General features: G+C 37.7%; 19 protein-coding genes and 1 pseudogene. 18 read left to right on the forward strand and 2 right to left on the reverse strand.

The window, feature by feature from the left end; genetic code table 11:
* Positions 1 to 17 precede the first annotated feature (17 nt).
* The gene (locus tag BLL41_RS18900; RefSeq protein ID WP_071579047.1) at positions 18 to 1,076 is read right to left on the reverse strand and encodes an ImmA/IrrE family metallo-endopeptidase; all 1,059 of its coding nucleotides are present in this window, start codon (positions 1,074 to 1,076) and stop codon (positions 18 to 20) included.
* Positions 1,073 to 1,414: a helix-turn-helix domain-containing protein gene (locus BLL41_RS18905; protein WP_071579048.1), complete on the reverse strand. Its 342-nt coding sequence runs from the start codon at positions 1,412 to 1,414 to the stop codon at positions 1,073 to 1,075. The genes BLL41_RS18900 and BLL41_RS18905 overlap by 4 nt, the downstream gene beginning before the upstream one ends.
* A gap of 95 nt (positions 1,415 to 1,509) precedes the next feature.
* Here BLL41_RS18905 and BLL41_RS18910 point away from each other — a divergent pair, with 95 nt between their 5' ends.
* The 18 genes and pseudogenes from BLL41_RS18910 to BLL41_RS18995 form a co-directional block, all read left to right on the forward strand.
* A complete protein-coding gene (locus BLL41_RS18910) occupies positions 1,510 to 1,746 on the forward strand; it encodes a helix-turn-helix transcriptional regulator (protein WP_059335915.1) in 237 nt (78 codons plus the stop codon).
* A gap of 106 nt (positions 1,747 to 1,852) precedes the next feature.
* Positions 1,853 to 2,614, forward strand: a complete 762-nt coding sequence (locus BLL41_RS18915) for a Rha family transcriptional regulator (RefSeq protein ID WP_141770216.1) — start codon at positions 1,853 to 1,855, stop codon at positions 2,612 to 2,614.
* A gap of 14 nt (positions 2,615 to 2,628) precedes the next feature.
* Positions 2,629 to 2,940, forward strand: coding sequence for a MerR family transcriptional regulator (locus BLL41_RS18920; protein WP_071579049.1), 312 nt, complete (start codon positions 2,629 to 2,631; stop codon positions 2,938 to 2,940).
* 12 nt (positions 2,941 to 2,952) lie between these two features.
* Entirely contained in the window at positions 2,953 to 3,192 is a 240-nt protein-coding gene (locus BLL41_RS18925; protein ID WP_033881116.1) for a hypothetical protein, read from the forward strand.
* Complete coding sequence (locus BLL41_RS18930; RefSeq protein ID WP_071579050.1) at positions 3,189 to 3,464, forward strand: YqaH family protein; 276 nt, start codon at positions 3,189 to 3,191, stop codon at positions 3,462 to 3,464. The genes BLL41_RS18925 and BLL41_RS18930 overlap by 4 nt, the downstream gene beginning before the upstream one ends.
* A gap of 133 nt (positions 3,465 to 3,597) precedes the next feature.
* Positions 3,598 to 4,152 (forward strand): host-nuclease inhibitor Gam family protein, encoded by a 555-nt coding sequence (locus BLL41_RS18935; RefSeq protein WP_071579051.1) that lies wholly within the window; start codon positions 3,598 to 3,600, stop codon positions 4,150 to 4,152.
* Positions 4,153 to 4,155: 3 nt separating this feature from the next.
* Complete coding sequence (locus tag BLL41_RS18940) at positions 4,156 to 5,094, forward strand: AAA family ATPase (protein ID WP_071579052.1); 939 nt, start codon at positions 4,156 to 4,158, stop codon at positions 5,092 to 5,094.
* Entirely contained in the window at positions 5,084 to 5,281 is a 198-nt protein-coding gene (locus tag BLL41_RS18945; RefSeq protein ID WP_071579053.1) for a hypothetical protein, read from the forward strand. Before BLL41_RS18940 ends, BLL41_RS18945 begins: the two co-directional genes overlap by 11 nt.
* 28 nt (positions 5,282 to 5,309) lie before the next feature.
* Positions 5,310 to 5,747 carry a DUF669 domain-containing protein gene (locus tag BLL41_RS18950; protein ID WP_071579054.1) on the forward strand — a complete coding sequence of 146 codons (438 nt, stop codon included), beginning with the start codon at positions 5,310 to 5,312 and terminating at the stop codon, positions 5,745 to 5,747.
* A gap of 60 nt (positions 5,748 to 5,807) precedes the next feature.
* Positions 5,808 to 8,228, forward strand: a complete 2,421-nt coding sequence (locus tag BLL41_RS18955) for a phage/plasmid primase, P4 family (protein WP_071579055.1) — start codon at positions 5,808 to 5,810, stop codon at positions 8,226 to 8,228.
* A 241-nt stretch (positions 8,229 to 8,469) separates the two neighbouring features.
* Positions 8,470 to 8,907: pseudogene (locus BLL41_RS18960) on the forward strand (hypothetical protein).
* Positions 8,904 to 9,443: an ERCC4 domain-containing protein gene (locus BLL41_RS18965; RefSeq protein ID WP_071579056.1), complete on the forward strand. Its 540-nt coding sequence runs from the start codon at positions 8,904 to 8,906 to the stop codon at positions 9,441 to 9,443. Before BLL41_RS18960 ends, BLL41_RS18965 begins: the two are co-directional and overlap by 4 nt.
* A gap of 36 nt (positions 9,444 to 9,479) precedes the next feature.
* Entirely contained in the window at positions 9,480 to 9,995 is a 516-nt protein-coding gene (locus BLL41_RS18970; protein WP_071579057.1) for a putative metallopeptidase, read from the forward strand.
* 253 nt (positions 9,996 to 10,248) lie between these two features.
* A complete protein-coding gene (locus BLL41_RS18975) occupies positions 10,249 to 10,662 on the forward strand; it encodes an ArpU family phage packaging/lysis transcriptional regulator (protein WP_060399192.1) in 414 nt (137 codons plus the stop codon).
* Between the two features lie 145 nt (positions 10,663 to 10,807).
* Complete coding sequence (locus BLL41_RS18980) at positions 10,808 to 11,434, forward strand: hypothetical protein (RefSeq protein ID WP_071579058.1); 627 nt, start codon at positions 10,808 to 10,810, stop codon at positions 11,432 to 11,434.
* Between the two features lie 719 nt (positions 11,435 to 12,153).
* Positions 12,154 to 12,402: a hypothetical protein gene (locus BLL41_RS18985; RefSeq protein WP_071579059.1), complete on the forward strand. Its 249-nt coding sequence runs from the start codon at positions 12,154 to 12,156 to the stop codon at positions 12,400 to 12,402.
* A 136-nt stretch (positions 12,403 to 12,538) separates the two neighbouring features.
* On the forward strand, positions 12,539 to 13,189 hold the full coding sequence (locus BLL41_RS18990; protein ID WP_071579060.1) for a BA5345 family protein: 651 nt from the start codon (positions 12,539 to 12,541) through the stop codon (positions 13,187 to 13,189).
* A 330-nt stretch (positions 13,190 to 13,519) separates the two neighbouring features.
* The coding region (locus tag BLL41_RS18995) for a metal-binding protein (RefSeq protein WP_071579061.1) at positions 13,520 to 14,436 on the forward strand (917 nt) is incomplete at its 3' end.

Raw genomic sequence — 14,436 nt, forward strand, 5'->3', positions numbered from 1 at the left:
TACCTCCTGAGAGAATTTTAAGTATTATTATAATTAACTGTAAAAGGAAATGGGTTCGAATTATTTTCGTAATTTTGTTTTTCTTCAATCCAGTCTTGCAACAGTCCTTGACGATAGAACGTAGATTCATTACCACACTTTGAACAATAACGAGCATTACCGTCTAGTATTGATTCACAACTTTGTTGAACAAAGTTCCATCCTGTGTCATCTGTTTGATATGTGTCGGCGCATTTATTAATTAAATATGCACTGCAAATTTTACATATATCACCTTCGTGATTCACTTGTTCGTTTTGGCATTTAGGACAAATAAGTGCTCTTCCATTTTTGTCTAATTGGTAACCACTATATATCAACTCTGTTTTCTCCTTTTTATTTATTAGTTTGTTATTTCCACAAATAGGACAATATTTTGCTGATTTATTAACAAAAGAATGAGCACAATTACGGCAAAATATTGAATTTTTTATAGTTGAAATAAATTGTTTAAAACATTTTAATTGAAGGTTAATCATTGGCATAAACGTATTGTATAAATCAAAACTTAATGATTTTAATCTTACCTTTGCAGCTCGCTTAGATATTTTGAAATAGTTAATTAATTCAGCTTCCGTTTTTATGTCTAAATGTTTAACTAATACAGCAGGAGCGAGTACATTTCTAGCAAATGAGTTCACCTCGTTTTCTAATACTCTATACTTTGATTCAGTCATTTTACTTCTTCTTAGTATAGTTTCCTCGAGTTCAACAAGATGGTTCATATATATATGGCCTATTTCATGCATTAAAGTAAAACGGATTCTTTCTGGTATCATAATTGTATCGTTATAAGCAATTGTGTGGTTTATCCCATCATAAATGGTGTAACCATCTTTACTTTGAAATGCCTCTATTATTTCAGGGATGCTCATTTCGTGTATTTCTGCTAATTCAGAATACGAAATTAATCCCCATTTATTTCTTTTGATAATTTGGAATGGGTCTATTGGAAAGTCAGAAATATTTTCGTTAGCAAAAAAATAACTAACTTTCTGCATCACTTTAGTGTACCGAGCTTTTTTAGGAAATTTCATTCATCCATCGCTTCTTTTCCTCGTTGTTGCATTGTTTTTATTAATGCTTTTAAAGCATCCTTTTGTCCAGTATTCAAATTGTTTATATCTCTTGCAATTGTTCTTACTTCTTCATCAAATTCATTTAAAGTAGATTCGTTATTATCTCTTCCAAGAAGAAAATCAATCCCCACGTTATAAAAATCAGCTATCTTCTTTAACATTTCGACGCTAGGTTTTGCTATATCATTTTCCCATGAATTATATCTTCCACGTTGAATTTCCAACTTATCTGCCACTTGGTACTGACTCAACCCTCTTTGTGATCTAAGTTTTTTTAGATTTTTACCTAAACTCATAATTGTCCTCCAGAAAAAAATTTTCCATTCGGGGTTGACGGATAATTAAATTATCCATTATAATCAGAACTACCGAAAGGAAGGTGGTGGATAAAGTGACCAAAAAACGCCAATACTTTTCTAAGTGTCGCAAAGCCAAAGGCACACAAGAGTATGTGGCAAAAGAAAACGGTATTTCAACTGTCTATCTGCGTATGATTGAAAATGGAACATTTACTCCTGGCAGAGATCTAATGTTTCGATTATGTTATTATTTTGATCAACCGGCAGATAAATTATTTCCGGATTACTTTTGTAATACGTCTCTTAAGTATGCCAAAAGCGATAATTAAATTATCCATATTTGGATTATAGATAATTTAATCGCACTAGTCAACGGTTTTCTATTTTTTTTACTACTTTGGATAATTAAATTATCCGTTATGGAGGGGAAATGAATTGCATTTAAAAATAATTAATAACAATGGAGATTTGATGGTAGAGAGTCGACAGGTAGCCAAATTGACAGGGAAACGACATACAGACTTAATTAGGGCTATCAAAAGTTATTTAGATATTTTAACCGACGCAAAATTGCGTCCGTTAGAATTCTTCGTTCCTTCAACTTATGAAGACAATAAGGGAGAAACACGATTATGTTATCTTTTGACTCGTAAAGGCTGCGACATGGTTGCAAACAAAATGACAGGTGAAAAAGGTGTTTTGTTCACAGCTGCTTATGTAACAAAGTTTGAAGAAATGGAAAACAAACTTAAGCCCAACATTCCTCAGTCATTACCAGAAGCTTTACGGCTTGCTGCTGACCTAGCAGAAAAGAATGAATATCTTCTTTTGGAAAATGCTCAGAAAAATCAAATGATAAATGAGCTACAACCTAAAGCATCTTACTATGATTTGGTTTTACAGAATAAATCCTTACTTTCAATCAGCAAGATAGCTAAAGACTATGGGATGAGTGGAACTAAGATGAACAAACTTCTCCATGAGTTAGGAATTCAATATAAGCAGGGCGACTGTTGGCTGCTATATCAGAAATACGCTGATAAAGGTTACACACAAAGTAAGACTCATGCAATCGACTCTGATAAAAGCAAGCTTCACACTTATTGGACTCAGAAAGGCCGGTTGTTTATCTATGAAACCCTAAAAAATAAAAAAGGTATACTTCCGATAATTGAACGAGAAGAACGTGCATCGTAAGGAGGTGAATAAGAATGATCGAATTAACGATGAAAGCTGATTCTGATTTATTTAGAAACAATTTATATGATTTGCTTCAAGAAGTAGCAGCTTCAATAATCGAGGACAATCGAAAAGAACATGAACTTCCTTATATGATCAGTAAAGCTCAACTAGCTAAATACATTTTTAACGTCAGTTCACAAACGCTTGACGCACATGTCATTTACAGGGAGGACTTTCCTAAATTTAAAGTAGGGGAAAGAATACTATTTCCTCGAGACATGGTTTTAGAATGGATTCGAAAAAATATGGAAGCTGTTGACTCTATAAAGACGAGAGATTAAAGGAGGACCAAAATGAAAGAACTACCCGCACATGTTGAAGAAAGACTTTACGAATTTTTCATGAAGTACTCTGTACCACGGATTCTTAAAAAGGAGGCTAAGATGAAAAATGCTCTTAAGCTTGCTGCTTTCTTTGCAGAATTTGAGCAAAAAATGATTAAAAAGAACCGATTAAAGGTTGCTAATTTCTCTAATAGACAAATGGTGAGACAATGTCATGTCTACTTAGAACTGAAAGGATTTGAAGAATGAATCTAAATCAATTTCTTAAATCAGATAAGGAAAAAGCTAAACGTAAATTGGCATCCACACAGTTTCTGCTGAACGAATTGCTTCCAGATGAAATAGAGGACAACAATTTCGATGAATGTATTGATCTCTGTTTGTCAGCTGCTGAAATGTTCAAGGAAATCAAACGGATGCATCATCCTGAACAAGTCGTTCAGCTACATGAAGTTGCAACTCAATTTCTTAGTAAAGGTCTTGATGTCTCAATTGTAAAGAGGCCTGTATATGAATCTTGAGCATCCGATCATAGAGGATGCCGATGAAGAAGTAAATAAAAAAAGCCCACACGGCAATGTGGACTAAAAACAAACAAGCAACTCCATTTTAAATGGATCTCTCAACAAAATCAAATAGAGGAAGGTGTCTCATATGAATCCTTTACAGGACTTTGAACTAAATGAAATTAACAACGGCGAACTGTCGGGAGACCGTCCACAGTTTGAAATTACTGATATGAACAGCCTGAACTGGGCTTTCCGGAAAATAGCTGCACTGAAGTCGCAGGAAAAGGAAATCAAAGCACTGGCAGCCACAGAAAAGCAACGTATTGAAGAATGGGAAAGGCAGGAGCTTAAGCCTTTAGCTGACAGTCTTTCATTTTTTGAAAACCTGGTTAGTGTCTATCATACAAAGCAACTGCAGGAAGATCCGAAGGCAAAAACACTTTCCACACCTTATGGGAGATCTAAAAGCCGGACAACCAAAGCAACGCCTAAAGAAGTGGACAAGGAAAAACTTCTGCAGCATGTGAAGGATGCCGGTATGGAAGAGTTTATAAAAGAGTCTGTGGCGTGGGGTGATCTTAAAAAGACACTCACTGTCACCGAGCTTGAAGGTAAACCAATAGTAATAGATTCAAATGGACAAGCTGTCCCGGGCGTAGAAGTGCAGCCGGAAACAGTCAGCTTCAAAGTGGAGGTGTAAGGGATGTTTCAAGTAACAGACGCGCAGCGTGAAAAGGAAAAAGCAATTGTGGGCTTTATCGGTCCGAGTGGTTCCGGTAAAACAGCCGGCGCCCTGCTGGTAGCTTACGGAATGATGCGTGAAGCATACCCAGAAGCAAACGATGAGGAAATCTGGTCAAAGATTGGTGTCGTTGATACCGAGCACCGACGTGCAAAACTATACGCTAATTTGCAGTTTGATGAAATTCGCATCGGCAGCTTTAAGCATATTGATTTTACGCCGCCCTATACAACAGAACGTTATCAAATGGCTGTAGAGGCGATTAAAAACGCCGGTGCTGAGGTTGTCGTGATTGATTCACTTTCACACAACTGGCAGGGTGAAGGCGGAATAGTTGAAACCCATGGCAGCATGTCCGGGAACTCGTTTCAAAACTGGGGCAAGCTTGCGCCGGAAACAACCAAACTTATTAAGACATTGACGCAAAATGATGTCCACATCTTGGCGACATTGAGAACAAAAACGGAGTATGTAGTGGAGCCTGATAGTAACGGCAAAATGGCTCCGCGTAAGGTTGGGACAAAACCTGTACAGAAAGATGAAATGGAATACGAGTTTATGCTCAATTTCAATATCGACATTGATCATATGGCTGAGACGTCAAAAGACAATACGAGGATGTTTGAAGGCTCTTCAATAAAGCTAAACCCAGAAGTCGGCCGCAAACTTTATCAGTGGCTTGAGCTTGGCATTGACGTAAAGGCGGAGGAAGAAACAGAGCGCGTGGGCTTAATTTCTCAGATCAAAACGATGATCACTGAAAATGAAAAGGCTGCGCAAATGATTGAGGAGTTCCAAATCAAAGCCAACCAGAAGCTTGATCAATGGAATATCAAACTTGCAAGGGCTGCTATTGAAAGAATAAACAGCGTACTTGGAGGTGAGCCAAGTGAAAAATGATTCAAAGCTCGAAGAGATTCGAGGGCATGCAACTATATCTGATGTGCCCTGGTTAATTTCAGAGATTGATAGATTGAATAGTGGCATAGACAGTGTAATTTATGATTTGCGAAATGAAGACATCACCGATCCGCATGTAGTGGATTCAATTACTCAAAATCTTTTAGCTGTACTAAACGGCAAATAAAATTAACGAAAAATTGGAGGAATTAAATATGTTCACAGTAGACCACAGCAAAGGCGAAGCATTTGAACCAATTAAACCAGGAGAATATGAGGCGACGGTTATTAACTTTGAAGCAAAAACGGCTGCATCTGGTAATGAGCGTCTTGTCGTAGATTATGAAATTCGCTCTGACGTTGAGCAGGCATGCCAGGGCCAGAAAATCCTATACGACAATTTCACTGTTACAGATAATGCAATGTGGAGATTTCATCAAGCATCAAAGGCCGCAGGCTTCCCGAACGGAATGAAATTTAAGGATCATATTGAATGGGCCAATGCATTCCTCAATAAACCGATCCGCCTAGTTGTCGGAGAAAGAGAGCATAACGGCAAGAAATATCCAGAAGTCAAAGCGTTTAAGCCGTCAGAAGCGCCGGCGCCAGATACCGGCTCAATTACAGTGAGCGATGACGATGTACCATTTTGATCTCAAGAAATACATTTGAGGGAGTGTATAGCTCCCTCGTTTTTAAAGGGGAGTTAATACATGTACGATTTTAAAAATATACCGCAAGAGCTAAAAAACGCCCCTCAGTGGATTCTATGGCGTTCGGAAGAGCGTAACGGCAAAAAAACGAAAGTGCCATATCAGATTGACGGCAGCATGGCTCAATCAAGCAATAAGAGAACCTGGTCCACCTTTGCCACTATCATGAAGTTTTTCAATGAACAGGAGTATGACGGCATCGGCTTCATGTTTTCTAAAGATGATCCGTTCATCGGAATAGATATAGATCACTGTGTAAATGACGGTGTTCTATCTCCTTTCGCTCAGGAAATCATCCGGACGATCAGCAGCTATACTGAATACTCTCCGAGTGGTGAGGGTGTTCATATTATCGCGAAAGGTAAGCTCCCATTACGCGGACCGGGCACAGGGAGAAAAAATATAGATAAAGGCCTGGAAGTATACAGGCATGGCCGTTATTTCACATTCACCGGAAACAGCCTTGATGTTGGACCTGTTCAGGAACGATCAGAAGAAATCAAAACTATCTTTGATAAGTACCTGACAGAGAAGGAAGAAGCAAAAACGGTCAGTACCCGAACACAATCCGTAAGTGATATGAGTAATCTTTCAAACAAAGAAATTTGGGAAAGAATGTTCAACAGTAAAAATGGAAAAAGCATTCAGGACCTGTTTAACGGCCAGCTGATTAATGGCGATCATTCTTCCACGGATATGGCTTTATGTAATCACCTGGCATTCTGGACGGACAAGGACGCATCAAAAATGGATTCTATGTTTCGTGAATCAAATTTGTTTCGCGAAAAGTGGGACCGGCAGCATTCAGCCGACGGAGCTACATATGGAGAAATGACTATTGCTGCAGCTATCTACTCGACCGGCCCCACAATATCCGACCTGATGGAGCAGCAAGAGCAGCCGTATGAAGTGTATTTCTCGCAGCCGCAGGCCTCACAGGTTGCTGACACAGAGGAAATCATAGACACGCCACCGGTCTTTCATCTGACTGAGCTAGGGAACGCTGAAAGGCTTGTATATTACCATGGCAAGAATATCAGATACTGTAACGAGCTGGACTGGTTAATCTGGAACGGGAAGATGTGGGAGGAAGACAGCAAGAGGCAGATTGAGGCATTAACTGCCCAAACTCTCCGGGCCATTTACGGGGAAGCGAAGGCCACGGAAGACGGCTATAGAAAAAAGCAGCTTAACGATTGGGCTAAAAAATGTGAGCGTCGCAATATTCGAATGAACACCATCCTGGATACCCGGCCAATGGTTGCTGTAAGAAAACAAGAACTCGACTCTCATAAATATCTGTTTAATTGTGAGAATGGTGTGATCGATTTAAAGACTGGTGAATTGTTGCCGCATGATCGTGATTTTCTGTTCACTAAAATTTCATCAGTGGCTTATCAAAAAGATGCCGACTGCCCAAACTGGAAGTCATTCTTAGAAAGTATTTTTATAGATGAACAAGGTCAGCCAAACTATGAAATTATTAATTTTATGCAGAAAGCTATTGGCTATTCATTGACCGGGGATACTACGGAACAAGTCATGTTCTTTCTGTTTGGTAATGGCCGTAACGGTAAATCAACGTTTATCAATACAGTTCAGCAGCTGCTGGGCGACTATGGCCGGCAGACGAACAGCGACACATTCATAAAAAAGAAGAATGATAGCAGCATCAACAATGACATAGCCCGACTCGACGGGGCGCGCTTTGTGTCGGCCGTTGAGAGTGAAGAAGGCCAGCAGCTGTCCGAGTCGTTGGTGAAGCAGATCACCGGGGGCGAAAAGATGTCCGCGCGTTTCTTACGCCAGGAGTATTTTGAGTTTACCCCGGAATTTAAAGTGTTCTTTACGACAAACCATAAACCAATTGTAAAAGGCAGCGATGAAGGTATCTGGCGCCGTATCCGGCTTGTTCCATTCACTGTTACTATTCCGAAAGAAAAAGTGGACAAAAAGCTCCCGCAGAAACTTGCTGCAGAAATGTCTGGCATTCTCAGGTGGGCGGTGGAAGGCTGCTTGAAGTGGCAGAAGGAAGGGCTTAAGGAACCAGAAGTGATCCGAAAAGCAACGGAAGGTTACCGCGAGGATATGGATATTCTCGGACCATACATGGAGGAAAGATGCATCCTGCATCCGACTACAAAAGTAGAAGCTAAGGAGCTTTATAAAGACTACAAAGACTGGTGTTTTGAGAATGATGAGATTGAACTGAAGAATCGTGCGTTTTATCGGCAACTTGAAATCCGTGGATTTAAAAAGTACCGCGGTAACTATAACAAAAATTATTTTGATGGAATTGGCTTAATAAAAGAAAACCGAGATTTATACAAACAATTAAATCTATTCAAACACGATCAGAATAAATCAGATTTAAAAAGTAACAAAAATAACGTCACAAGTATTCAAAGGAAAAGGCTATAAACATTGGTATGACAAGGGTTCTGAGTGTTTTGTTAAATTATGGTGTTACTTTTGTTACTTAAAAACCCTGTTCCTCTCACATGAAAATTAATTAATAAAAAAATAATATATATATACTATATAGCCTTAAATATAAAAATGAGTAACAAAAGTAACAAGAGGGGCTTGATCCCTTGGGAGAGTATGGGTGAGCTGTGTTACTTAAAAAGTAACAAAAAGTATCAAATAAGGTGTGAGCAATTTGCATCCAAAAAAAATATGCTCTGATATGGCGTTTTTGGGATCACCTTTAATACTTGATGGAAACGATCTTTATATTGAGAATCCTGAGAAAGTCTATCCGGAGCTTGAGGCGTTTGTCCAATCTTATAAAAAACGAATTATCCTGTATTTAAAAGGTGAATACTCGGATCATGAACATAATGTGAAACAGACTATAGATAAAATCATTAATTATTTCATGGGCATTGATCAAGATATTAATAGAAAAATAGATGACTGGTTCAATCATGATTATGAATCAGTTATGAAGGTGATGAAATTACTTGTTCTCTTTTGGGAGAACGGCTAGAGGGAGCTAAAGGAATCCGTTTCTAACTTTGAAAGCGAGGAAACGGACCTGCTTTCCGTAGAAATTTATGATCGGGCAATGTCGTATTTTAAGGGGAAGAAAGCATGACAATTATTCACTATAACTATTCGGAAACAGAGTTAAAAGAAATTCTGGACAGCATGATCATTATTGTGGATACAAGAGAACAAAAGAATCAGCATGTTCTTGATTATCTTCGTAAAAAGAAGGTGGCAATCAAGTTCAAAGGAATGAAAACAGGTGATTACTCGGCCATGATTCCCAAAAATGATGAATTGGGAATCAGCCGTGATATGTATTTGAATGCAGCCATTGAACGAAAAAACGGAGTGGACGAGTTGGTGCAGTCGATTAAAGACCGTTCTCGATTTGAAAATGAATTAATTCGGGCGTCCAGGCATCCGTTCACTCTTCTTGTGGAAGACCTGGAAGGGTACCAAAAGATACTCAACGGAAAATATCGTTCAAAGTATGAACCAAAAGCGCTTCTGGGTAGCTTGAAAACATTTGAGGTCCGTTACGGCTTTTCAACTGTTTTTCTTAGCCCTAACGCTACCGGAAATTACATTTACCATCACTTTCATTATATGGCCCGGGAATTACTGAAAGGTGGGCTTGTGTAAATCTTTACTCAATAAAAACCAAAGGGAGGAAGTAACATGGCATTTGTAGGTTTTGAAGAATCGAAGGAAGTACGGCAGCTGGCTGAAAGCATAATTGACGAGCACCACCCGCATTTAAAAGACGCTAAACAGCAGATTGGTTTTTATCTCCGTGAAGGTAACAGCAAATGGGCAGGAAAGGCGAAAAAATGCACCGCGTTTGAACGTCATATGACGGATTACATGCTATTCGTGTTTATCAATAAGGCTGCATGGAAGACGATGCCAGAAGAACAGCGCGCAGCCCTGGTAGATCATGAGCTTTGCCATTTTACTCGAGAAGAATGGGAAGAGCCAGATCCGAAAGACCAAAGTAAATGGGTGACTGTATACGGCGCTGCCACTGATCCAGACAGCTGGGGAATTCGCGAACATGACGTTGAGGAATTCTCTGAAATTATCGAGCGCCATGGTTTATGGGATACCGGTGTTGAAACATTTGCCGAGGCAGTCCGTGAAGCTGATCACCAAATGACCATTTCAGATGTGCAGCGTCTATCGAGGGTGAAATAAATGGGGGTAGTCAGAAACTTTATATTAGGGGATTTTGCATGCATTGGAACCGAACGTGAGTTCGTTTTGGTTATGAAAAATAAAATATATGGTCCTTATGAGAACAGCAAGTTTAAAGCCATGTTATATGCATTGGAATGTGGCTTAAAAAGTGAAAGGACAGCGAAATGATTATATTTATTGGCTCACTATTCGTTATTAATTCAGTGGCTCTTGCCTTATGGATTTGCTTAACAGAACGACGAATACAAAAATGGGAACGCGAAAAATAGAGGAAAGGAGGACGGGTGTGACAGAACAACTTTCATTCCTTCATCCTGTGGATTTGAAGGCAGTCCGAAAAATTGTGATCAAAGAACTCAAAGATTATCGAGCTTTGAAAGTACAGCTTGAGAATAAAAAGGAATCGGTTGACGCTGGCATCAGCCCGTTTCCTTCTATCAGAGATTCTTTCATATTAAATGAACTGAAGGTCAAACAGATGGAAAGGGCGTTAGAAAACAGCCTGGACGATGAAGAACGGATGATCATTGAGAAAAAATACTTAACCGCTAGCCAAACAAAAGACATTCATATATACATGGAACTTGGCATGAAGAAGGACACCTATTATGAAATAAAACAGCGTGCCATTCTACGTATTGCCACAGCACTCGGGATTATCTGAGTGCTCTTTTTAATTAAATTGGGTATAAAGTTTAGTTGAGATGTACTTGATCATGAAATTGTAGGAGTAAATAACCTATTTTATGGAAAATGGTGTTTATTTAATTTTGACTGTGATAGTCTTGAGCCTTGGGAGGGATTAAAAGGTGAAAAGAAAAATCGTAAGCTTGTTTCTTGTATTCAGTTTAGTTTGTGGATTTGCACTACCTTCTTTTGCGAAAACCTCTACGAATAATGAAAATGTACCACCTGTTAATGGAATGAAGATTATTAATCAGTCTGAGGATGCTTCAACTTATACAATGGAACTTGACGGCAAGCAATATCTTATTGATCAAAAGACACTTGATAAAGGCACGTCTAAAGAAGCTATCAAGGTCGATCAATATTTATTAACGGAGGGCTCAAAAAAGTTAGTTGATACGGCTACCGTTAGAGTCTCTGAGGTAACCAGAGATGCTTCGGTTATGGCTTGCAGAGGAAAGCAGAGTGTGAGAGTTAAGGTTCCAATCGTACAGGTTAATATGAATTCATGTAAAATCAAAAGCTTTTTAAATATCATTGAAGATGCAGATGGAGCAGCCGGAGCCATTGCTGGTATCGCTGCATTGCTCAGAACGTTACCAGGAATCTCTGTGTATGCAGGTGCTCTTGCTGGAGCATTGTGGGCAAGTAAATGGGCGATAAAGAAGGTTTCCGATAATGGTAAGTACGGGATCTCATATCATTGGTTAATTGGCACAACAGTTATTGTTCCATGGAGAAATGCATAAACGAGGTGTTAAATAATAAATGAATCGTATATTAGTTTCAATTGCTATAATCATATTCATAATTGAATATTTTATAGCTCCACTCACACATTTAGACACAGGGAAGTACGGTACGTTTATTGGTTTGATCTTATTGAGCATTGCTGTTCTAAGATTAGATGATAATAATAAGAAATGAATCAAAAAGGACAGGATAAAACCTGTTCTTTTTTTGTTTTGAATCATTAATCGCCGACAAATTCCCGACAAAACAGGGGACATTTTAGGGGACAAAAAGGGGGACTATTTATGTTTGAAATCTCGATAAACTTAACATATCAACGAAATACGATAAATAAAACTTATCGAAATACACGGGAGAAGCGTCTTTCCCTTATCAAGACGAATTCGGATACGGAACAAAGGTGTTGAGGAATGAAGCCAAAACGAGAGGAACATTCTGAGCCTGGATAGCAGCTAGTCTGAGGCGTCCGTATCGGGAGGATAGTAATATCGTATTTCATTGATCGGTCTTACTATACTTGGCTTCCTCTCGGAGTATGTGTGAGATCAATTCAATTAAGCTATTAGCATAAGGGGGTAAAGATTAGCTGGCTTGATGAGGATTTTTTGCCAAATGGTTAAAACTTCTAAAAAAGTGGACGCTTTCGTTCGACAAATTCTGCAAATAGTTCCATTGTAATGCATTTTGGGAGATAATTAGGCGAGGGGGTGAGGATATGGCGTTTACTGAAGAATTAGATCAGAAAATTAAACAAGCAATAACTTCAAAAGTAAAGGGTCCTTGCGATAAATGCGGCAACTTTGGATTTGAACTTCTAGATGGTACGGTAAGATTAGATTTACAAAACAAACCAAACGTAATAGAAGTTGGTGGACCTAGTGTTCCAACCATTGCTCTTGCTTGCAATAATTGCGGAAAAATCGATCTTTATGCAGCAAAAATATTAGTCCCGTCTGAATTTTAATTTTAAAAGCATCCTACGGGGTGCTTTTTTGTCATAATAGTGCCACTCATTTGTGAAGGATGCTTTTGTTCGACAAATTTCGCAAATTGTTCCTTTGTCTTTTTCTTTCACCGATAATAAGGTGGGAGGAGATTAAATGAGTTTCGAAACAAAATATCTTATTAGATGGGGTATTCCTGGATGGATGTTTCTTTTTTGGATAGTATTAAATCTTTTTATACAAGACCACAATTTAGTTATAAATAAAATCAATTTTGATCAACTTAGCAAAATAATTGGGATTTTAATATCTTTTGGGGTTGTAGGTGTAGTAATAGGATATGTCTTTCATCAATTATATTTTTTATTACTTTGGATTCTTAACAAAGATATTGATAAAACTGTAAACATGGTCAGAAACTATCCAAAGCCAAGGAGCTGGGGCAAGAATCAAACCAATGATTACTTCCATTTGGAATACACTTGGCATAAACAGCTATTGAAGGTAAACGATGAGGCGAGGGTCTATATCACTGATCGATACAGATATTTATTATCAACTGTTCATGGACATGGAACAATGTTAATATCACAATTCATTTCTAGTGCTGTTACAATGTTACCTGGTTATATTAAATATGGCTTTCATGTCTGGCTTCACTTCGAAGCTCTGTTATATGTTGTTCAAATACTTATATCCATTGTGTTCATATTTAGTTTTAAATATTACACAAAGAATTTAAGGAGCTTTCAAGGGTTTGTTTTAAATGACTTAATAAATAACAATTTACCAGAGATAAAAAAATAGAAGGTTGTTGACGTTCCTGATAGATGGAACGTCTTTTTATATTCTCTGTAAACTGCTTCCGATAAATCTCAGGATAGACAATTGGCGGTTAACGGCTTGAGTACGGTGACAGTTTAGAAAGAATATATACAATCATTTTTTAATTCGAACACCGAAAAATCTTTCGACAAATTTCGCAAACAGTATCAAATAAATTACTTTTAACCGATAATAATATGTGAAGCCAAGAATGCATTGTCGAAACAAAATTAAATAAAGCACTTATGTTTAGAGTTTAACTGAAGTATAAGCGAGACATAGTAGAGCATATATTAAAGAGTGGTGAGATTTATGGTTGTTACAGGAGACTATCAGTGTAATGTATGTAAAAGTATTACTCGTATAAAGGTTCAGCTAGGTTGGCTAGATAAATATCCAGTGAGAATCAGGTGTGGAAATTGCAAAATTTCTATATATGGAAATGTATATTTAGACCAAAAAAACGCAGGGTTTTCTATTAAATTGAAAAATGTCAATCCTCTTGAGCCAGGTGAATTACCTGATTATATAGTGGAAGTTTCAGGTGAGCTTTTAACAGAAAAGATACGTTTATATACTGAATCGAAGAGTGACGTTTTCAGCCCCTTTTTTAAAAATGGTGTTTTTGTTATGGGTGAGAATATAGAACAGTTCAAGCGAAGCACCCTTTTATTTCTTTATAAAATAGATAATGAATGGCCTATAGTTAAACGGATTAATGAATTATGGTTCAATGATAGCCATGTATATTTGAGAAAAGAACTTCATGATGTATTAGATAAAACAACGTTTCCGGCAGATAACGAATTAGAATTGTTGAGAGCGGTCCATTTTTTAAATACCCGGTTTATTGAAACTTTTGCGGGAGAATATTTTAAGAAAATAACGGATCATATATTTAACGAATTTAAAGATACAAACTCGGCACAATTGTTATTAATTGCACAACATTTTGAGAATACCTTAGGATCATACGAGAAAAAATTATTCAATATCCTTGATAAGTTTGTCCAAAAATTCCATATGTTTATTCCCATTTTTGGATTAGATTTTTATTCAGACATAAAACATAGAGAGGAATCAATACAACAACTAGGATTGACAACGGTTGATTTTGAAGATATCAAGGATTTTTATAAAGACACTTTTGAAGATATAAGTGATGTTTTAAATTTAGTCATTGCTTACAATAATTTAAAACATCGTGGTAATTTTAAAGAAATGAAAAG

Source organism: Bacillus sp. FMQ74, from assembly GCF_001875785.1.
Taxonomy (GTDB): Bacteria; Bacillota; Bacilli; order Bacillales; family Bacillaceae; genus Bacillus; species Bacillus stercoris.